At 50.2% G+C, this 17,874-nt stretch carries 16 protein-coding genes and 5 pseudogenes; 9 read left to right on the top strand and 12 right to left on the bottom strand.

Going from position 1 to position 17,874, the window contains the following annotated elements:
• Nucleotides 1-79 precede the first annotated feature (79 nt).
• A pseudogene (locus LINBF2_RS13280) lies at nt 80-600 on the top strand (MarR family transcriptional regulator).
• A gap of 281 nt (nt 601-881) precedes the next feature.
• Here LINBF2_RS13280 and LINBF2_RS13275 read toward each other — a convergent pair.
• The 3 genes and pseudogenes from LINBF2_RS13275 to LINBF2_RS13265 form a co-directional block, all read right to left on the bottom strand.
• Nucleotides 882-1,417, bottom strand: a pseudogene (locus LINBF2_RS13275) (transposase).
• A 5-nt stretch (nt 1,418-1,422) separates the two neighbouring features.
• Nucleotides 1,423-1,713: a type II toxin-antitoxin system RelE/ParE family toxin gene (locus tag LINBF2_RS13270; RefSeq protein WP_281891354.1), complete on the bottom strand. Its 291-nt coding sequence runs from the start codon at nt 1,711-1,713 to the stop codon at nt 1,423-1,425.
• A complete protein-coding gene (locus tag LINBF2_RS13265) occupies nt 1,701-1,991 on the bottom strand; it encodes a ribbon-helix-helix protein, CopG family (protein WP_281891353.1) in 291 nt (96 codons plus the stop codon). Before LINBF2_RS13265 ends, LINBF2_RS13270 begins: the two co-directional genes overlap by 13 nt.
• A 157-nt stretch (nt 1,992-2,148) precedes the next feature.
• On the opposite strand from LINBF2_RS13265, the pseudogene LINBF2_RS13260 reads away from it, so the two are divergent.
• Nucleotides 2,149-2,631: pseudogene (locus tag LINBF2_RS13260) on the top strand (recombinase family protein).
• An 85-nt stretch (nt 2,632-2,716) separates the two neighbouring features.
• Nucleotides 2,717-3,482: pseudogene (locus LINBF2_RS13255) on the top strand (DUF4158 domain-containing protein); the annotation flags it as partial.
• 54 nt (nt 3,483-3,536) lie between these two features.
• Here LINBF2_RS13255 and LINBF2_RS13250 read toward each other — a convergent pair.
• On the bottom strand, nt 3,537-3,914 hold the full coding sequence (locus tag LINBF2_RS13250) for a hypothetical protein (RefSeq protein ID WP_281891352.1): 378 nt from the start codon (nt 3,912-3,914) through the stop codon (nt 3,537-3,539).
• Between the two features lie 3 nt (nt 3,915-3,917).
• On the opposite strand from LINBF2_RS13250, the pseudogene LINBF2_RS13245 reads away from it, so the two are divergent.
• Nucleotides 3,918-4,385, top strand: a pseudogene (locus tag LINBF2_RS13245) (hypothetical protein); the annotation flags it as partial.
• Nucleotides 4,386-5,215: 830 nt separating this feature from the next.
• Here the strand turns inward: LINBF2_RS13245 and LINBF2_RS13240 are convergent.
• Nucleotides 5,216-5,431, bottom strand: coding sequence for a hypothetical protein (locus LINBF2_RS13240; protein ID WP_281891351.1), 216 nt, complete (start codon nt 5,429-5,431; stop codon nt 5,216-5,218).
• Nucleotides 5,432-5,803: 372 nt separating this feature from the next.
• Here LINBF2_RS13240 and LINBF2_RS13235 point away from each other — a divergent pair, with 372 nt between their 5' ends.
• On the top strand, nt 5,804-6,349 hold the full coding sequence (locus LINBF2_RS13235; protein WP_281891350.1) for a porin family protein: 546 nt from the start codon (nt 5,804-5,806) through the stop codon (nt 6,347-6,349).
• Nucleotides 6,350-6,828: 479 nt separating this feature from the next.
• On the opposite strand, the gene LINBF2_RS13230 is transcribed toward LINBF2_RS13235, so the two are convergent.
• The 5 genes from LINBF2_RS13230 to kynB form a co-directional block, all read right to left on the bottom strand.
• Complete coding sequence (locus tag LINBF2_RS13230; protein ID WP_281891349.1) at nt 6,829-7,230, bottom strand: hypothetical protein; 402 nt, start codon at nt 7,228-7,230, stop codon at nt 6,829-6,831.
• A gap of 150 nt (nt 7,231-7,380) precedes the next feature.
• Nucleotides 7,381-7,782, bottom strand: coding sequence for a hypothetical protein (locus LINBF2_RS13225; protein WP_281891348.1), 402 nt, complete (start codon nt 7,780-7,782; stop codon nt 7,381-7,383).
• 127 nt (nt 7,783-7,909) lie between these two features.
• Complete coding sequence (gene kynA / locus LINBF2_RS13220) at nt 7,910-8,758, bottom strand: tryptophan 2,3-dioxygenase (protein WP_281891476.1); 849 nt, start codon at nt 8,756-8,758, stop codon at nt 7,910-7,912.
• A gap of 38 nt (nt 8,759-8,796) precedes the next feature.
• On the bottom strand, nt 8,797-10,050 hold the full coding sequence (gene kynU, locus LINBF2_RS13215) for a kynureninase (RefSeq protein ID WP_281891475.1): 1,254 nt from the start codon (nt 10,048-10,050) through the stop codon (nt 8,797-8,799).
• A 49-nt stretch (nt 10,051-10,099) separates the two neighbouring features.
• The gene (gene kynB, locus LINBF2_RS13210; protein WP_281891474.1) at nt 10,100-10,726 is read right to left on the bottom strand and encodes an arylformamidase; all 627 of its coding nucleotides are present in this window, start codon (nt 10,724-10,726) and stop codon (nt 10,100-10,102) included.
• A 97-nt stretch (nt 10,727-10,823) separates the two neighbouring features.
• Here kynB and LINBF2_RS13205 point away from each other — a divergent pair, with 97 nt between their 5' ends.
• Genes LINBF2_RS13205 through LINBF2_RS13190 form a run of 4 tightly spaced genes read left to right on the top strand, consistent with a single transcriptional unit; the run spans nt 10,824 to nt 15,741 of the window.
• Nucleotides 10,824-12,038, top strand: coding sequence for an acyl-CoA dehydrogenase (locus LINBF2_RS13205; RefSeq protein ID WP_281891473.1), 1,215 nt, complete (start codon nt 10,824-10,826; stop codon nt 12,036-12,038).
• Between the two features lie 3 nt (nt 12,039-12,041).
• Nucleotides 12,042-14,090: a 3-hydroxyacyl-CoA dehydrogenase NAD-binding domain-containing protein gene (locus LINBF2_RS13200; RefSeq protein WP_281891472.1), complete on the top strand. Its 2,049-nt coding sequence runs from the start codon at nt 12,042-12,044 to the stop codon at nt 14,088-14,090.
• Nucleotides 14,087-15,292, top strand: a complete 1,206-nt coding sequence (gene pcaF / locus LINBF2_RS13195) for a 3-oxoadipyl-CoA thiolase (protein ID WP_281891471.1) — start codon at nt 14,087-14,089, stop codon at nt 15,290-15,292. The genes LINBF2_RS13200 and pcaF overlap by 4 nt, the downstream gene beginning before the upstream one ends.
• Before the next feature lie 8 nt (nt 15,293-15,300).
• Nucleotides 15,301-15,741 carry an acyl-CoA thioesterase gene (locus LINBF2_RS13190; RefSeq protein WP_281891470.1) on the top strand — a complete coding sequence of 147 codons (441 nt, stop codon included), beginning with the start codon at nt 15,301-15,303 and terminating at the stop codon, nt 15,739-15,741.
• Nucleotides 15,742-15,835: 94 nt separating this feature from the next.
• On the opposite strand, the gene LINBF2_RS13185 is transcribed toward LINBF2_RS13190, so the two are convergent.
• Nucleotides 15,836-17,131: a hypothetical protein gene (locus tag LINBF2_RS13185; protein ID WP_281891469.1), complete on the bottom strand. Its 1,296-nt coding sequence runs from the start codon at nt 17,129-17,131 to the stop codon at nt 15,836-15,838.
• 245 nt (nt 17,132-17,376) lie between these two features.
• A complete protein-coding gene (locus tag LINBF2_RS13180) occupies nt 17,377-17,775 on the bottom strand; it encodes a helix-turn-helix transcriptional regulator (protein ID WP_281891468.1) in 399 nt (132 codons plus the stop codon).
• Nucleotides 17,776-17,874 lie beyond the last annotated feature (99 nt).

Here is a 17,874-nt window from a genome sequence, read left to right as displayed (position 1 = left end):
GTCATTCAAGTTTGTATATTTTGAACACCCTTAATCGACCTGCAACCCAATGGCCATGCGGATTTAGTAAGGAAATGTATTGAATTCGACACCTCATCAAGACTGGCGACAGGCACATTTAGGACGTTTGCTTGGTCACGCCATGCGTCGCTTTGGCGAGCGCGTGTTGCACTCATGGCGCACAACGTCGATGTGCCTGGCACTATCAAACCTCGCCGCCTGCGCCCAAGTAAGCGCCGCACACATTCACATCACACGCCACTCGGCCTTGAAGGCTCGCGCTTAATCGACCTCGGCCAAAGTGCCGGCATGACCAAACAAGCCATGGGCGACTTGGTGACTCAATGTGAAGCATGGGGCTTGGTTCAGCGCGCACCAGACCCAAGTGACGCCCGCGCGCGGCGCATTGTGTTCACCGACACGGGCCTTGCTTGGCTGCGCGCTTTTGAGCAAGCCGTGGCGCAAACCGAGGCGGAGTTTCGTCAAGAAGTGGGAAACGACGTGGCCACGGTGATTTCTTTGGGGTTGGAGGCCTATGCGGGGGCTTACACAGACACAAAATTTGCCCTTACTTCTCGGGCTGCTGCGGAACGTCACTGAACATCCCGCACCAGTTTCCATAATTTGTTGATTTTCATAGGACCTCTAAGACTAGCGTCAAAGTTTTGCCATTCATACGTTATTTGCATCACTAGAGAAGCAAGTTTTCTAGGGCATCAAAATTAGCCCGATTGCTGCAACGACCAGTATGCAGCGGTTGCTGCCCCTCAGTTTTGGAGATGCAAAGCACCCTTTGGGACAGCCCTGTCATTGGTGAATGACTGCTTTTTAGTGGGGGTTGAACCACAAACCGCCGAAATTTCCGTCGGCTGCCTTGACTATCACCCAGCAAGCTGTTTGATGCGCTCGACCAGGCGGCCGAAAGCCTCTTCACGTATTCCAGCACCTTGGGTTCTGCTCCCTGCGTGCGCAGCGAGTCTTTGAATGCGTCCAGGTCGGACAGCCATTGCCGATGCAGGTGGCCCAGTTCGTCGAGCTGGGGCCGAAACACTTGCAAATCACCGCTCGCACGAAACGCCTGGTAGCCGCGCTCAAGCGTGGCCGCCGTGGTCAGTAGTTGCGCGCCCATTTGCTTGTGCTGTTCGGGGAACTCGGCCATGCCGTCATAGGGTCGCGAAGCCTTGCGGAGCTCGGCTTCGGATGCCTCTTCCATGATGCGGGCATAATTATAGAACCCTGGGAACTCACGGGACAATGCCATGAGCTGCTGGTCGGATGTCCCGACCCAAATCCTGTGCAGGTCAGGCCCGTACCAGATCATGCGATTGATGATGGCATGGGTCTCGCTGACACCCTGGGCGTCAAGCTGCTGCATGTGCTGGTCGATCTTCGCGGCCAGTCGTCGGAATTCGTTCATGCTCATCAGTAGCCCACCTCTTTCTGGTGCCGAACCGCGAGGATCGTGACGGCATCCGAGTCGATGCGGTAGCGGGCCACGTAGCCGCTATCGCCGAAGTCAATGATCCACTCCCGAAACTCGTCTGGCATGTCCTCGACGGGGCGGCCGACGCCGGGCTGCTGCCCCAGCACCTTCACGCCGTGGCGGATGGCCTTCACCGCGCGCTTTGCAGCGTCAAGGTTCTTTGCCGCCAGGAATCGATAGAGGCGCTGCACATTGAGCAGCGCCGGTTGTGACCAGATCAGACGTGACATGCCGGAGGTTCTATATCCTTGCCCTGTTCGAGCTGGGCAAGCCAAGCATCGGCCTCATCGACGGTCACATGCAGTCCGGTGGTGCGGTACTCTTCCCATGCCTTGAGCGTGTCCTGGCGGAAGGCCTCGCGCTTTTCCTCGCGAAAAACGTACTGGGTGATCGCCTCGCGCATCAACCAGTGCGACGTGCGGTGACGTGCGTCAGCCAGGCGCTTCACTCGCACCTTGATGTCCTCGTCGATCTTGATCGCCACAGGGCGAACGGCAGCAGTGGTCATGGCAACCTCCGGTAAAGTACTCAAGGTATTACCTTATCATACTTGGTGCTGCTGCGCCACCTGGAGTTCGACAAACGATCGTTATTCGGCCATGTCAGACACTGTCCGGCAAATTGCTTGCATAACGGGTTTTCGGACATTAAGATAAGCGGACGAGATGGTGGACAAGAGGCGGCAAATGGCACTGATCGGCTATGCGCGGGTATCGACAGCGGATCAGGATACCGCTTTGCAAACGGATGCGTTGCGCAAGGCGGACTGCGAGCGCATTTTCGAGGACACGGCCTCCGGGGCCAAGGCTGACCGGCCCGGCTTGGCTGACGCGCTGGCCTACATGCGCGACGGCGACGTGCTTGGCGACTGGATCGACTCGGGCGCTCCATGCCGCACCTGATCGAGACGATAGGCGCGATGGACGACGCGAGGCGTCGGCTTCCGTTCGCTCACGGAAGCAATCGACACCACCACGCCAGGCGGGCGGCTCATTTTTCATGTTTTTGGCGCGCTGGGCCAGTTCGAGCGCGATCTGATCCGCGAGCGCACCAAGGCTGGGTTGACAGCTGCTGCCGCTCGCGGGCGCAAGCCGGTATTACCGCTGACAAATTGCAGCAGGCGCGTAAACACATCGCCAACGGGCTAAACGTTCGGGAAGCCGCTACACGGCTCAAGGTGAGCAAAACGGCGCTGTACACCGCACTGCAATCTGCCCACGCGGCGTCACCGCAATGACCGCCAAGAGCGAGCGCTTGAGCGTCTTGTCGGACGCCGTGCAAGAGGCCCTGTACGGTGTACCCAACTTCGACGAGGGCCAGCAACTGGAATACCTCGCTCTGTCAGAGACTGAGCTGGCGTTGGTCAATAGCCGCCCCAGCCTGCATGCCCAGGTGCATTGCATTCTGCAAATTGGCTACTTCAAAGCCAAGCGCGCCTTCTTCGCGTTCGACTGGGATGAGGTGGCTGAGGACTGCGCCTTCGTCACCAGCCGGTATTTCCAAGACCAGGCGGTGGCGCTGCTGCCCATCTCCAAGCACGAACGCTATGCCCAGCGTGACGGTATCACAGCACTGGCCGGGTACCAATCCTGGTCTTCGGCCAGTCTGCTCTGGCTCGCATCGCTGGCCGAGCAACTGGTGCGCCGTGATGTGACACCCAGCTTCGTGGCCATGGAATTGGTCGCCGCGCTGGGCGAGCGCAAGATCATCCGGCCGGGCTACACCACCCTGCAGGAGATTGTCAGTGGCGCATTGACCGCCGAGCACCGCCGCTTGGGCGGCTTGCTCGATGGCCTGTTGGACGAACCCGCTCAAGGCGGCATTGGCGCAGTTGCTGGTGCATGAAGACACCCTCTCCGAGCTGGCTGTCCTCAAGCAGGATGCCAAGAACTTTGGCCACCAGCACATGAACCGCGAGCGCGACAAACGCGAAATGCTGGCACCGCTGCACCACACCGCCAAAGAGTTACTGCAGCGCCTAGAAATCTCCCGGCAAAACGGCGTTGTTGCATGGATATACTTCAAGACGAAGTGGCCCCAGCCCCAAACGAGGCTATGAGGCCATGGCCGATTTGCGCACGGAGTTTGGCCGCCCAGCACTCAACATCCTGTTGAGAACGGCTACACCAGCTATCGCTTCAGCGCGCTGACCACCAGCACTGCGTGCGCGCAACTTGGGCCCAATGATCCCCTTGTAGCGGCCCATCGCCGTCTCCACCAACGCCCTCTGTCCATAGCCCGTTTCCGCTTGCCAAGCCAGTCTCCCCCTCTCGGCAATCACGGCAATGAGCTTGTCTCTCTGCGTTGGGTTGCACTCTGCATCTGCGCTGAGCACGGCCGTCACAGGAGGCGGGATGACCACTTCAATATCCGCCTCCCCGTGGCTGGCCACCGCCGCATACGTAGGGGCGCCGTCATAGGCGCCGTCCATGGTGCGCTTCCACAAGAAGGTCTCGAGGAATCCGCGCAGGCGCTCTCCCAGGCGCTTGAAGGCGCAGTCGATCAACGTGAGGACTACTGGATGAACCGAGCCCTGCCGTTCTGGCAAAAGATCTGGCCAAAGTCCCGCGATTTGGCTACACCTCGAATAGCCGAGTCTTTGACTCGCCTGGTGATTGCCGCCCAAGGTGAATTTCCGGCGGCCCTGGCTGCAGTGCAGAATTGGTTGCAACCGATTGAACACCCCCACTACGTTGTGCATCTGCTCAACGAATCTGGTCTGTGCAAACGATTCCCAGAGGAAGCACTGCTACTGCTGAATGCAGTGATTGCCGACCGGCAGTGGGCGCCTCAGGAGTTGGGGCAATGCTTGGACGAGATCGCTCATGCTGCACCAAACCTTGCGCAAGATAGCCGGCATTCGAAGTTACCCGAGTATTTTCGGAGGCGAGGCGTGGCATAAGGTCTAAAGGTCGGCTATGCGGTACTCAAACCGCGATGGCAATAGTCTGCTTTGGATCGGTTGTGGCCTGTGGGACGCAAACGCACACCGACCGCTGCCAGCCTGTAGCGCCCCTCGAACAAATACTAACAACCAGAGCGCAATTTCTCAAAAGTCAGAAGCACTTAGTTGACGATTGATTAAAAATATTGCCTTGAATTCTGCGAATGATTAAAGTGGCTTACCCCATCGTTCACGACTTATTTCAGATGATCCAGATTTTTTCAAAGGTTATCTGCGATGGCAATGGCGGTACCGCAACTTCACGCATTGCAGAAAACATAGCACCCCGCTGTTAGATAGCTGCTTGACTTGTGGCGCTAAATATCGAAATCATCGATCATTGTTGTTGACCGATTCCATGAGCGCGCATATGGACAACTTGGGTTGTTGCCAAGGGTGCAGCACCCCTTTAGGAAATAAGCGACGAACAGAGTACAACAGCCTATTCGGACGTGGCACATCGTTTCGCCACACGTGGCCCGATGCTTCGTATGACGAAGATATTGACTTTGATTTGTTAGTCCAACGACATCCTGAGCCTGTACGCTCACCAGCTTTTGCGTTGTTTGGGCTTTCTAAAGACCTGCCGAAACGGGATGTAGGCTCAGATTGGTGCAAAGCTTTAGCGTGCGCCAATGCGCGTTCCAAATCTGACTCGTACAAATAAATTCCAGAGCCCAACCAGTCATACCTATTGGTCGAGTGTTTCAGCTTAATCCGACCGCTTACTAAATCATCACGAACCGTAATGTCACAGCCGTGGTAAGCAAGAACAAGATTACGGTGACTCAACTGTATGCAAGGGCCAATTTGCCACTAGGAGTGACGATACCCATAGCCCTGAGAAGATCCAATGCTTCTGGCCCTTTGAGAGGCTTTGTCGCAACCAACGAGTGAGCATCCATCGCCCCTTTTACACTGGCTGCGGCGCGAGCTTTCTTCGCACGAACTGCAATTCGTTTGTGTGAAACCTTCTTAGCAGAATTGGTAGATGCTTTGGGCATGTGGATAAGTATGGCATATCTCCGTTTAAGGTTCAACAACTGCTCCGACGTGGACGACTAGCGGAACCACAGCCCCGTGCAAAGCTGACAGTCTAAAACTTACTGAAACTGGCTGCTTGATATAAATCGAGGATGGAGTGGCAAGTTTCTTCAAATTACAAACCTGAATGACTTTCAGCAGCTGGGTACCAGTCTCGGCGCAGCCTTAACGTACCTTTAATTTGGGGTTTTGAGACGGCCCCTTTTTATGACATCACTAGAAACAGAATTGAATGGATCAAATGCAAGTGTTGTTTTTTAGATGAAAAGCAATAGATAGTATACAAATAATGTATCATCCACTCGGCTCTAAAGAGAGCTTAAATACTAACTATGAAAGAAAGAAAAATGAAAACTACCAAGATTGCATTAGCCACGCTCTTCTCACTGTGTGTTGCTGGCTCAGCGCTCGCTGACTCCTACAAGAATGATTCTGGTTACTATGCCGAGCTCGGTTATACCCCTTTGTCGTTGGGTGACTCCACTGCAACAGTTAAACCAAAACTGGCACGTTTTGGTGTTGGCAAGAATGTTCATGAGAACCTCGCTGTAGAAGCTATGTATGCAACCACTGTGTCCAAGGACACGTATCAAGGCGCGGATGTCACATCTAGTGGATATGGTCTCTTTCTTAAGCCCAAAATGGAAATTGCCAAGAACACTGAACTCTTTGGCCGCCTTGGCTGGTTCAAAACAAACCTTAAGGTTAGCGCATCTGGTCTTTCCGCAGCGGATTCAGGATCTGACTTCAGTTACGGTTTAGGTGTTCAAACTAAGTTGACAGATACTTTGTATGGTCAGGTGGACTATATGAATTTCTATCACAAAGATGGCATCACCTCCAAAGCTTTGAGCTTCTCAATCGGTGCGCGTTTCTAAATTCTGAGAACCGATCACGATTACCAGCACATGTAGCCTTGAGGCAATGAGCTGGAAGGAAAATCCTATCGGGAAAACAGCTTGGGATATCTACAGGCTTTTCTAACGCACCGGTAATGAAAAGCATGAAGTCTCGTGTTCTCGATATTTGCTCCTCTCAAGTCATGGCTTGAGGGGCGCTTCAAAATGTCGAATGGCCCATCAACATAGCCATGACGCATAGGTCACCAAACAAAACTCCTTCGTCCAGAACATGCCGATGGCGGTAGTCGTATGGAAACCTTTTTCCTGCATGCTTGAGATGTGAAGCGAGAGGTTTCACACCATGCGCATTGTCGAAACCAATGAGTCGAGTGTTGTCCAACACATGAAGTGTCAGGCTGTGCCTGATGCCGTGCGGACGTTCCGCTGTCACACTCACCACTCGACACGTCCATTTTGGACCTCAATATTTCCATCCTCAATGGACCAGTGTCAACTCAACTATGAACGATTGCCGTAGGCTTGCGATGTATCTTGATATCTTCTATCAAGCTCAAAAGTCTTGCAGGGGTAACTTGCTCGACCACGGCCTCATATATTTCAACAACCGTGAGAATTCCCGCTCTTTGCTCCATCTCTAGATTCACGCATATACCCTCATTTATTAACTGCTCATAAACAGTAAAGAGGTATGCGCGTGCATTCAGACAACATTGATGCAATGTGTCCTCAACTCGGAGGATCTTCAATCCTAAACATGCTGCCGTGTAGAGATTGCCTACATCATCATCTGTATAGGTACCGCTTGCGAGTGCCTCAAACGCAATCCTCAATGGCAAAATAACGTCAACTTTTTCATCTGGCTCAAATCGACGAGAGCTAGATAATGCGGAGTACATAGCCAACGGATTTGCACCACGTCGTTGCCGGCTGGGGACTTTTCTATGCTTCATGTAGTTTCAATGAGAAGTAACAATGCACGCAGATGACCGTTGCGACACCGAGCTCAGCAAACAACCAAAAGCAATCTGCACCGATCAAAAAGCATTTCAACCATCTATATTACGAGTCTTGTTTTGATGGAAAACAGCCATCACTTCTTGCCAAGTGCGCAACGTGACCCTTTGATCCCCTTTTACTGAAACACCTTCAGCCACCAACGCAAGTGTTTGTGCATACTTATTTGCTTCACGCGAGGCCTCCTCTGCTTGCAAAAACCCCCGCTCACCGAACGCTTCGAGACGTCGTTCAGATGTTTTGTAAAAGAACGCCCTCGTCGCTCTAGATTTGGCCATCCTCTGAGCAATGGGCAACAGCGAAATAGCCACCGCTTGCATTTCTTCGGTAACTACCAATACGTTGACCGTACCTGCACTGGGAAGACGCAATGCTTCAACTTCGTAAATACTGCCATCGTCAGTCGTGACTTGTTTTCTGTCACCATGACTCATCATGGTCTCCATTATGTTCAAGTGAGTGTTCCTTAACAGCATAGAGACCTCGCATTTACTAGAGTCAACGCTGTTAAGACCGCGTGTATTCACTCCACAACGAATACAGCGTCTTAGAGAGAAAGGCTTAAAGATGTGTTCGTACTGACCAAACCTCAGGGAACAGCACAACATCCAGCATTTTTCTCAAATAACTAATGCCCCCAGTTCCCCCAGTACCGCGCTTAAATCCTATAACACGTTCTACCGTGGTCACATGACGGAATCGCCATAAACGGAAAGCATCTTCAACATCCACCAACTTCTCACCTAACTGGTACAGAGCCCAGTATTTCGTTGGGTCCTTATAAACAACAAGCCACGCTTGTTCCACTTCCTCGTTTCGACTGTATGCACCACGCCAATCACGATTCAGGTGCGTCTCTGGAATGTGTAACCCCTGCCTAGCCATTAAGCGCAAACTCTCGTCATACAGAGACGGGGCTTCATAAGCCTGAGTCACCCAATCAAGTAGGTTCTCTTTATGGGCATGGGGCTGCAACATAGCCGCATTCTTGTTGCCCAAGCTAAACTCAATGCATCGATATTGCCAACTCTGAAAACCACTCGATTGCATCAAATGTGGGCGAAACGCGGTGTACTCAGAGGGTGTCATCGTACTCAGTACATCCCAGGCGTGAACAAGTTGTTCCATGATCCTAGAAACGCGAGCAAGTTTCTTAAAAGCTGGCGATAAGTTTTCATTCCGTACATCACTTATTGCCTCACGAAGTTCAGCAAGCAGCAATTTCATCCAGAGCTCACTCACTTGATGCATCACGATAAACAGCATCTCATCGTGTTCTTCGGATTGTGGATTCTGCGCGGATAACACTTTGTCCAGCTGAAGATAGTCCCCGTAGCTCATCTTTCCACTGAAATCTAATTGGGCGGCCTCTTCTAAAACGATGCGCTCTCCATTAGAAGTTGCATGCATTGGGCATCCTGTCATGGTTAGTCTCCTTGAATTTAAAGTTAAGTTACTGCGTTCTTATGTGCAAATCGAGGGTCGCGCCACTCTTCGGTTTGCATCACCTTGTGAAGCTGATTTACAGCCTTCCATACGTCTGAGAAACCAAGGTAAAGAGGCGTAAATCCGAATCGCAAAATATCTGGGTACTTCCCACCATCACCAGCTCGGTAATCTCCTAAAACACCTCGGGCAATAAGAGCCTGAACAATTTCGTAGGCCCCTTCTTTGGCAATAAGGCTGACCTGAGACCCCCTCTCTTCAGGTTTGCGAGGTGTCACAATCGAAATACCGTATGTTGATAGGCGTTCGTCCACCAAACGCATAAACAACTCAGTCAAAGCGAGTGATTTTTTTCGTAGTGCATGCATCCCCCCCAATTCCTGAGCAGCTAGAAAACCATCGACTCCACACTCCAATGCAACCAAACTTAAGATCGGTTGAGTTCCACATTGGAATCGGACAATGCTGGGTGAAGGTATGTAGTTAGGAGAGAAATCAAACGGCCTTTCATGCCCCCACCATCCGGCAAGCGGCTGCCAGAATCTACCCACATGTTTGGGGTGTACCCAAACAAATGCTGGAGCTCCGGGACCTCCATTGAGATATTTGTAGCCACACCCAACCGCAAAGTCTGCCTTATCTGAATGGAGGTCCACTGGAACTGCTCCCGCACTATGTGCCAAATCCCAAATTGTCAATATTCCTCGGTCGTGGGCTAACTCACTCACCTTTAGCATGTCGTGCATCGCCCCCGTTCTGTAGTTGACATGCGTGAGCATCAACACGGCGACATCTTCCAAAAGCACAGAATCAAGCGCTTGCTCATGCAGATCAAAGAGTACGAGCTCGTATCCTCGTTCTTTGCATATTGCTTGCGCGATGTACAAGTCTGTCGGGAAGTTACTTCGTTCGCTGACGATTTTCTTTTTCGTCGGGGAATCCGACGCAGCAATACTCAGAGCAGCCGCCAGCACTTTGAATAAATTAATTGATGTTGTATCGGTTGCAACAACCTCTCCAGGATATGCACCAATCAATTGCGCAATCTTGTCACCGACTTTTCTTGGAAGCTCAAACCAACCCGAAGTATTCCAACTGCGAATGAGCTCATTTCCCCATTCATGCTGAATGGCCTGAGTGACTCTGCTCTGTGCCATCTTTGGTAATGCGCCCAAAGAATTTCCATCTAAATAAACTAGGCCTTGCGGCAACTGAAACATATCCTTCAACACACACAATGGATCTTGTCGATCCATTGTTTGGCAGTCTTCGTAACTTAGCGGCTTCATAAAACTCCTCTTAAATTCACAGTTCACGCAATACAGCTCTTACTGGACTTGCATCCGCTGTCATCAGCTTCAGCGGTAATGCAATCAATTCATACTCCCCCTCTGGGACCTCATCCAAATACAAGTTCTCTAGCACTCGCATACCTTTCAGACGCAACACTTCATGACTGGGTAGGTCTTTGCTATCGCTTGGATCTACGCTTGCGCTGTCTGTTCCAATCAAACACACGCCCAAGCTTGCAAGGGCAATTAGCGTCTGCGGTGCAAACGCTTTACTCTTCGGATCAAACTCATTCAGTGGGAATCTTTCATATCCCCTGACAAGAACACGGGGAGCGAGATTTTCAAATGCATGCTCTAAGTCCGTGGGTTGAATCAAAGCACCTGCATTTCTGGCATCAATCACGCTACATCTGCCTAAAAAAGGCATGAGCGCTAATTCACCTGCCGTTTTCCCATCAACGTCGTAATGCAGTGGCGCATCTGCGTGTGCACCAATGTGCGGTGAAAACGTTAGTCGACAAACATTTACTGGGCAGGAATTCCCAATTTGAGCAACCCAGCCCTGCTCATACGCTGTGTCCCCCGGGAAAACGGGACTGAACTCGGTCACCGGCGGAGAGATATCCCAAAGTTTCTTCATGGCCATAATGTAACCCCATATAATTCTTTTAACACCACTATGTTAATACCTTAGTGAAAATAATGTGTTTGATAATCAACACTCAAAGGAGTCCGAAATGCACACCCCCACCTTTCACTGGAACGACCCATTCTTGTTGGATCAACAACTGAGCGAAGAAGAACGAATGGTGCGCGATGCCGCTTTTGCTTACTGCCAAGACAAATTAGCGCCTCGTGTCCTCAACTCATTTCGGCACGAACAAACCGATGTAGAAATCTTTCGGGAAATGGGTGAGTTGGGCCTGCTTGGACCAACCATCCCCACCGAATACGGCGGTCCTGGTCTGAACTATGTTGCGTATGGCCTCATCGCTCGCGAAGTCGAACGGGTAGATAGCGGTTACCGCTCGATGATGAGCGTGCAATCTTCATTGGTTATGGTCCCAATTCATGAATTCGGCACCGAAACCCAACGCCAAAAATACTTACCAAGACTTGCTAAAGGCGAATGGATTGGGTGCTTCGGACTCACAGAGCCGGATCATGGCTCTGATCCCTCGAGCATGGCTAGCCGAGCAAAAAAGGTAGACGGTGGCTACATGCTCAAGGGCAACAAAATGTGGATCACCAATAGTCCAATTGCCGATGTATTTGTTGTTTGGGCTAAAACCGACGACGGTGCTATTCGTGGCTTTATCTTGGAAAAAGGATGGGAAGGTTTAAGTGCGCCCGCCATACATGGCAAAGTTGGCTTACGAACATCAATCACCGGAGAGATCGTGATGAACGATGTATTTGTTCCAGAAGAAAACATGTTCCCGAAAGTGCGCGGCCTTAAAGGCCCCTTTACTTGCTTGAATAGCGCCCGCTATGGCATTGCTTGGGGGGCGTTAGGCGCGGCAGAAGATTGTTTTAATAGATCACGTCAGTACGTCTTAGACCGCAAACAATTTGGTCGCCCATTAGCTGCGAATCAGCTGATACAAAAGAAATTGGCAGATATGCTGACTGAGATCAGTTTAGGAATGCAAGCATGTTTGCGATTAGGCCGAATGAAAGATGACGGTCTAGCTGCCACAGGAATTACCTCCATTCTCAAGCGCAACAGCTGCGGGAAATCCTTGGACATCGCGCGAATGGCTAGGGACATGATGGGAGGTAATGGCATCTCCGACGAGTTTGGCGTTGCACGTCACTTGGTAAATCTAGAAGTGGTCAATACCTATGAAGGTACTCATGACATTCATGCACTCATCCTCGGCAGGGCAATCACGGGGATTGCCTCTTTTGGCAATGAACCGCATCTACCTCAAGGCACACAAGAGTCCTGAATTATGGTACTTATCTCGCCCGTTCAAGGCCAAGTTAAACAAGGCGTCTACGTGATCACGTTAGACAACCCGCCGGTTAATGCAATCTCTATCTCAGTTCGGCGCGGGCTCATTTCCGCAGTTAATGATTTCGAACAATCGAATGCGCGAGTAGCTGTCTTGGTTGGCTCCAATGGCACATTTATCGCAGGGGCAGATATCCATGAGTTCGCAAGGACCTCTGACGGACCTGTTTTATTAGATGTCATTCGCGTTATAGAGAACTGCAAGAAACCCATTGTTGCCGCCCTCCAAGGTGCCGTTCTAGGGGGAGGTCTAGAAGTGGCTTTGGCATGTGATGCTCGTATCGCACATCTAGATACTGTCATAGGTCTACCAGAGGTGTCTCTTGGGATTATTCCCGGTGCGGGTGGTACTCAATTGCTTCCCAGAAGAATCGGCATTTCTCGCGCTATTGACTTAATCTGTGGCACGCAACGACTTTCCGCAGAAGAAGCAAAGAATCTTAGGTTAGTTGATTCGGTGGTTTGTTCAGATATCTTAGAAGCGGCCACCCTGTTCGCGAAAAATATCGAGCATAAATCTAGAGTTCGTGATGAGCAGGTTCCAAACGAAGATCCTGCCCTTATAGATCAGGCCATCAACCGATACACAAAACTAGGTAGATGTCGTCCTGCTATTGCAAAGGCGATTGATCTCATTCAAACAGCTGCAAGACTTCCTATCGAAGGGGGGCTCGTACTCGAAAGCGCAGCTTTTCTTGAGCTAAGAAAGTCTCAAGAGGCCCAAGCACTCCGGCATTTGTTCTTTGCAGAGAAAACATGCAAAAGGCCCTTGCAGACAAAAGAAGTTGCCCCCATCCCCATCAATACGGTATGCGTAATTGGCGCTGGGACGATGGGAACGGGAATTGCAATTTGTTTACTAGATGCTGAGTTTTCGGTTGTGTTGTTAGAGCAAAACAAGAAAGCTTTAGATACCGGAGAAGAACGTATCTTCAGTCACTACCAAAAACAAGTCGAGACTGGTAAATTGTCACCTGTTGAGGCAAGCAAATGTCTATCTCATTTGTTGTGCTCATTGAATTGGGAAGAACTTGCTAAAGCAGACCTAGTCATTGAAGCCGTCTATGAAGACATGCTTGTCAAGCAAGACGTTTTCAAAAAGATCGATCAATTCGCAAACCCAAATGCAATTCTGGCCACCAACACCTCCTACCTCAGTGTCGATAAAATTGCATTAGCTACTACTCGTCCAAAGCGGGTCATAGGGCTTCATTTCTTCAGTCCAGCTAACGTGATGAAGTTATTGGAGATCGTGAATGCAAAACAAACTTGTCTAGAAACTCTGCATGCTGTCATAGCCTTTGGAAACCGGCTCAACAAGTACCCAGTGGTCACGAAAGACAGTTTCGGATTCATTGGCAATAGAATTTACAACGCATATCGCACACAATGCGAATTCATGCTGGAAGACGGCGCTTGGCCTGAAGAAGTAGATGCAGCGCTTGTTGACTTTGGTATGGCTATGGGGCCATTCACGGTGGCCGATCTCTCGGGTTTAGATATCGCATGGCGTATGCGAAAAACACAACGCAAAAACCAAGAAACACGCTACGTTGATATCTTAGACACCCTATGCGAACTAGGACGTTTCGGACGTAAAACAAGCGCCGGCTATTACGACTACACCAACGGCAAAAAACAAGCCAACACCAGTGAACTCGTTCGCCAGATTATTGAGAATGCATCTCAACGCCGCAGGATCAAAAGGCGAACGTTGAATTCTAAGCACATCCAGAACCGCGCACTGCTGAGTATGGTCAACGAAGCTGCATTGCTTATGCGTGAAGGAGTTGCACAACGTGCCTCTGATATTGATGTGGTCTTTGTTCACGGTTACGGATTTCCTCGTTGGCAAGGTGGCCCAGTCTTTTGGGCCCGGCAACAAGATCGCCAACAACTTCAAAACGACGTTGCGGGGCTTGCACAGCACTGCGGCAACAGTTTCGTGCCAGCAGATGTATCCATTCTTTTTGAGAGTTCACCATGAATCCTGAAGCCTTTGTCTGCGACGCTATTCGCACTCCTATTGGGCGTTATGGTGGCGCCTTGGCCAGAGTGAGAACCGATGATCTTGCCGCAATACCTATCCGCACACTGATGCAAAGAAACCCCAACATCGATTGGGAACAGATGTCTGATGTGATTCTTGGCTGTGCTAATCAAGCAGGTGAGGATAACCGCAACGTAGCACGTATGGCCAGTCTTCTTGCTGGCATGCCATCTAGCGTTGCCGGCGTAACAATCAATCGTTTATGTGGCTCAGGACTTGATGCAATAGGCACAGCTGCACGCGCTATTAAATCTGGGGAAGCGCAATTAATCATTGCAGGCGGCGTTGAGAGCATGACACGGGCCCCGTATGTGATGCTTAAATCTGAGGCCCCATTTGCACGTAGCAATTCTTTTTTCGATTCAACAATCGGTTGGCGATTTGTTAATCACGACATGAAGGACAAATACGGCATTGACTCGATGCCAGAGACTGCCGAAAACCTCGCTGTTCAATTCAAAATTACTCGAGAAGAACAAGATCGTTGGGCTTTGCGCAGTCAACTGTGTGCGCTTGCAGCTAAAGCCGATGGTCATCATGCTCGAGAAATCACACCAGTTCAAATTCCACAAAAAGGAGCGAATCCAATTTCTGTGGACGCGGATGAGCATCCAAGGCACACAAGTTTAGAAATTTTGTCGTCTCTTGGCCCCATTACGCATAGCCAAGGAACGATAACTGCAGGAAACGCCAGCGGAATCAACGATGGTGCTTGTGCCCTACTCGTAACGAATGAGAAGAGTGCCATCAACAATGGACTAACCCCAAGAGCTCGTATTGTTGCCATGGCCGTTGCAGGCGTGGAGCCGCGTCTCATGGGCATTGGTCCCGTTCCTGCAAGCGAGAAGGTTCTTGCACTCACTGGTTTGAAAATGTCCCAAATGGATGTGGTCGAGATTAATGAAGCTTTTGCTGCTCAAACACTCGCCGTCATGCGTGGACTCGGACTGAAAAATGATGACCCGAAAATCAATTCTTGGGGTGGTGGCATTGCACTGGGACATCCACTTGGAGCGTCGGGTGCTCGTCTAGTTACAACGGCAATCAATCGACTCCATTACTCACAAAAGAGATTCGCTTTGTGTACCATGTGCATAGGCGTTGGGCAAGGCATCTCGGTTATCTTAGAACGTGTTTGACAAACAGCATGTCCATCGTTGTTACCTACAATAAGCTAGTCGAATTTGGTGATTGCGATCCCGCTCGTATCGTGTGGTTTCCAAACTACTTTAAATGGATTGATGCAGCATCGAGAAACTACTTCACCCAACGTGGTGTTCCCCCATGGCATATAACAGAACGCGAGTTCGGAATTCTAGGGACCCCAGTCATTGATACTCACGCACGATTTACCAACACAGCGAGCTACGGCGACGATCTGTCGATCCACACGCGGATCACAAAATGGCGAAAAACGAGTTTTGTAATGCACTATGAGGTGATGCGCGATCAATGTTCAATCATGACCTGCATCGAAACAAGAGTCTTTGCTAAGCACGTTGGCAACACTCCTGGCAGCTCACACCATCAGATTAAGGCCATTCCAGTCCCTGAATTCATCAAGCAACTCTGTGGCTTTTCACAATGAAGTACCGCTCACAATGAAAAGAGGCACTTAGCTTGCTGCTCAGACTGCCTCTAGATGATTCGTGGCTACCTGCGTAACCACTGTTAACCCATATTCACGGCGAAATAGGAGAAATCTTGCTAACTTTACGCCCGTAATACTCGGTCACGTACAACACCCCATTCGCATCTGTTGTGATTCCTGTGGGCGCGTTGAAAGTTGCTGCAGCACCAGAACTCAGTGTAGGAGCCAGCGTAGTGACAACTCCTGCCGCTGTGATCTTACGGATCTTGTTATTTCCTTGATCCGCCACATACAAATTACCACTCGTGTCTTTGGTGATGCCGTATGGACTGTTGAATTTCGCATTTGTTGTCGTGCCATCTGCAAAGCCCTGCGATGAGCCCACGAATGTCGTCACGTTGTTTGAGGTGTCTATCTTCAGGATCAGACTGTTCGTGTAATCACTGGCATAAATGTTGCCACTCGCATCAACTACAACTCCTAATACAGATGGGGAGTTAGGTAACGCAATAGATCTACTCAATGCACCTGCCGACGTGATGACTGAGATGTAGCCGTACTGGTCTGATACATAAAACTTGTCGGTTTGACTGTCAAAATAAATCGCTGCAGGCGTAGTGATGTTCGAATCAATCGCGTTTATATCAATAAACGTAGATACAACCCCGGCACTTGTGACTTTCTTGATCACTGTAGAGCTTGTCTCAATCACATACAGATTTCCGCTTGCATCAAATGTCAATCCAACAGGATCATTAAGCCCTGGCACAAACGTTGTTTGTTGATTGCTTGTATTGATCTTAGATACCGTGCCCCATACGCTAGAACTAAGCGCAATGACATTAGGGTCGCTATTGGAATCATCTCTCCATTGGGCAACATACACATTACCTTGCGTATCCACGGCAACACCTGTAGGAGCTGGATTGGCAGATGCCGTGCTGACCAGCGTACTTGCTCTTGCAGCAGATGCGGCGCATAAGACTGTTACGTTTGACACGTCACTTGTTACTGAACTACTGCTTCCATTTGCCGAGACAGAACACCACAAAAAACTCTTTGGTTGCCTCAGAACCGTAACTGCATATGCTGTGTTGTAGGACACAGGTGTAGTAAATGAGAACGCGCCATTCGCGCTAACAATAAGATCATCCCCAGTATTGTTTTGAAGTGTTATTTGCTGACCCGTTGCCAGCCCCGAAACAGTGCCAGCGATGTTGTAAGTCGCCGAATTGTTACCGGAGCCACCGCCTCCTCCAGAGCTATTATTTCCATCGCCGCCACCGCCGCCGCCACATGAAATTAGGGTGACACCAACAATAAAGGCCACAAGCGCGCGCGTAACATCCCGCAAGCCAATAGAAGCACCAGTTTTCAGAGAAGTCATGAGAATTTCCCAAGTCCGTTGAGTTACGTTTATCGTAACTTGGAAGCTGGGCAATTTCCACTACATTTTCGACTTCTTGAATAGAAAAAAACAACGTCTTTTGATCTACCGCATCATCTCATATCTAAATACATGTTAAAGGCTGATGTGGCATCGGCATGCCCTACATTGGCGATTAGCCCATCGTTCTGGGTGAAATATGCACGCAGCAGCTCGCTCTAAAAGAAAGAAGTAGTTACTTCCTTTTACTCCGGCAGTTGAGTATTAAGCTGTTTACACACCGGACATTGCTTCACATTTCCTTCCGTTATGGAAATCAGAATCTTCTTCGCAGATTCGAGCAACATTTGCTTGCCCGTAAGATCCAAACGATCCGTTAACAAAATTATTTCTGCTGTTATTTCATCACCGCAGAACAAATAAGGTAATGGAACACTCAGCGCTTCCGCCAATTGCTTAGACGTTTGAAGAGGCGGCTCATGAACACCCCCCTCATAGCGGCTTATGCGTGTCTTTCCACATGATTCATCGAGCCCAATCGCGACACCAAGTTGTTCTTGTGTCAAGCCAAGTACCTCACGCCTAGCACGTAGCCTAGGTCCAAGAACTGTTTGTTGTAATTGTTTTCCCCAAGGCACGCTCATTGTGAGATCCTGCGCAATGTAACGAGTCTTGTCGTTACGCAAACCGTAACCTCAAGGCGCCCCAATGTACTGAGCCTTCAAGCAGAAACTATAAGTGGT

Origin of the sequence: Limnohabitans sp. TEGF004, from assembly GCF_027924965.1 — a bacterium.
Taxonomy (GTDB): Bacteria; Pseudomonadota; Gammaproteobacteria; order Burkholderiales; family Burkholderiaceae_C; genus Limnohabitans.
Note: the sequence above shows the minus strand (reverse complement) of the source record. Positions and strands in the feature narration are given on the sequence as shown.

Coding starts and splice junctions, on each gene's coding strand:
- LINBF2_RS13270 (WP_281891354.1), bottom strand. CDS start 1,713: ATGTCACGTCTGATCTGGTCACAACCGGCGCTGCTCAATGTGCAGCGC.
- LINBF2_RS13265 (WP_281891353.1), bottom strand. CDS start 1,991: ATGACCACTGCTGCCGTTCGCCCTGTGGCGATCAAGATCGACGAGGAC.
- LINBF2_RS13250 (WP_281891352.1), bottom strand. CDS start 3,914: ATGGACGGCGCCTATGACGGCGCCCCTACGTATGCGGCGGTGGCCAGC.
- LINBF2_RS13240 (WP_281891351.1), bottom strand. CDS start 5,431: ATGCCCAAAGCATCTACCAATTCTGCTAAGAAGGTTTCACACAAACGA.
- LINBF2_RS13235 (WP_281891350.1), top strand. CDS start 5,804: ATGAAAGAAAGAAAAATGAAAACTACCAAGATTGCATTAGCCACGCTC.
- LINBF2_RS13230 (WP_281891349.1), bottom strand. CDS start 7,230: ATGTACTCCGCATTATCTAGCTCTCGTCGATTTGAGCCAGATGAAAAA.
- LINBF2_RS13225 (WP_281891348.1), bottom strand. CDS start 7,782: ATGAGTCATGGTGACAGAAAACAAGTCACGACTGACGATGGCAGTATT.
- kynA (WP_281891476.1), bottom strand. CDS start 8,758: ATGCATGCAACTTCTAATGGAGAGCGCATCGTTTTAGAAGAGGCCGCC.
- kynU (WP_281891475.1), bottom strand. CDS start 10,050: ATGGATCGACAAGATCCATTGTGTGTGTTGAAGGATATGTTTCAGTTG.
- kynB (WP_281891474.1), bottom strand. CDS start 10,726: ATGAAGAAACTTTGGGATATCTCTCCGCCGGTGACCGAGTTCAGTCCC.
- LINBF2_RS13205 (WP_281891473.1), top strand. CDS start 10,824: ATGCACACCCCCACCTTTCACTGGAACGACCCATTCTTGTTGGATCAA.
- LINBF2_RS13200 (WP_281891472.1), top strand. CDS start 12,042: ATGGTACTTATCTCGCCCGTTCAAGGCCAAGTTAAACAAGGCGTCTAC.
- pcaF (WP_281891471.1), top strand. CDS start 14,087: ATGAATCCTGAAGCCTTTGTCTGCGACGCTATTCGCACTCCTATTGGG.
- LINBF2_RS13190 (WP_281891470.1), top strand. CDS start 15,301: ATGTCCATCGTTGTTACCTACAATAAGCTAGTCGAATTTGGTGATTGC.
- LINBF2_RS13185 (WP_281891469.1), bottom strand. CDS start 17,131: ATGACTTCTCTGAAAACTGGTGCTTCTATTGGCTTGCGGGATGTTACG.
- LINBF2_RS13180 (WP_281891468.1), bottom strand. CDS start 17,775: ATGAGCGTGCCTTGGGGAAAACAATTACAACAAACAGTTCTTGGACCT.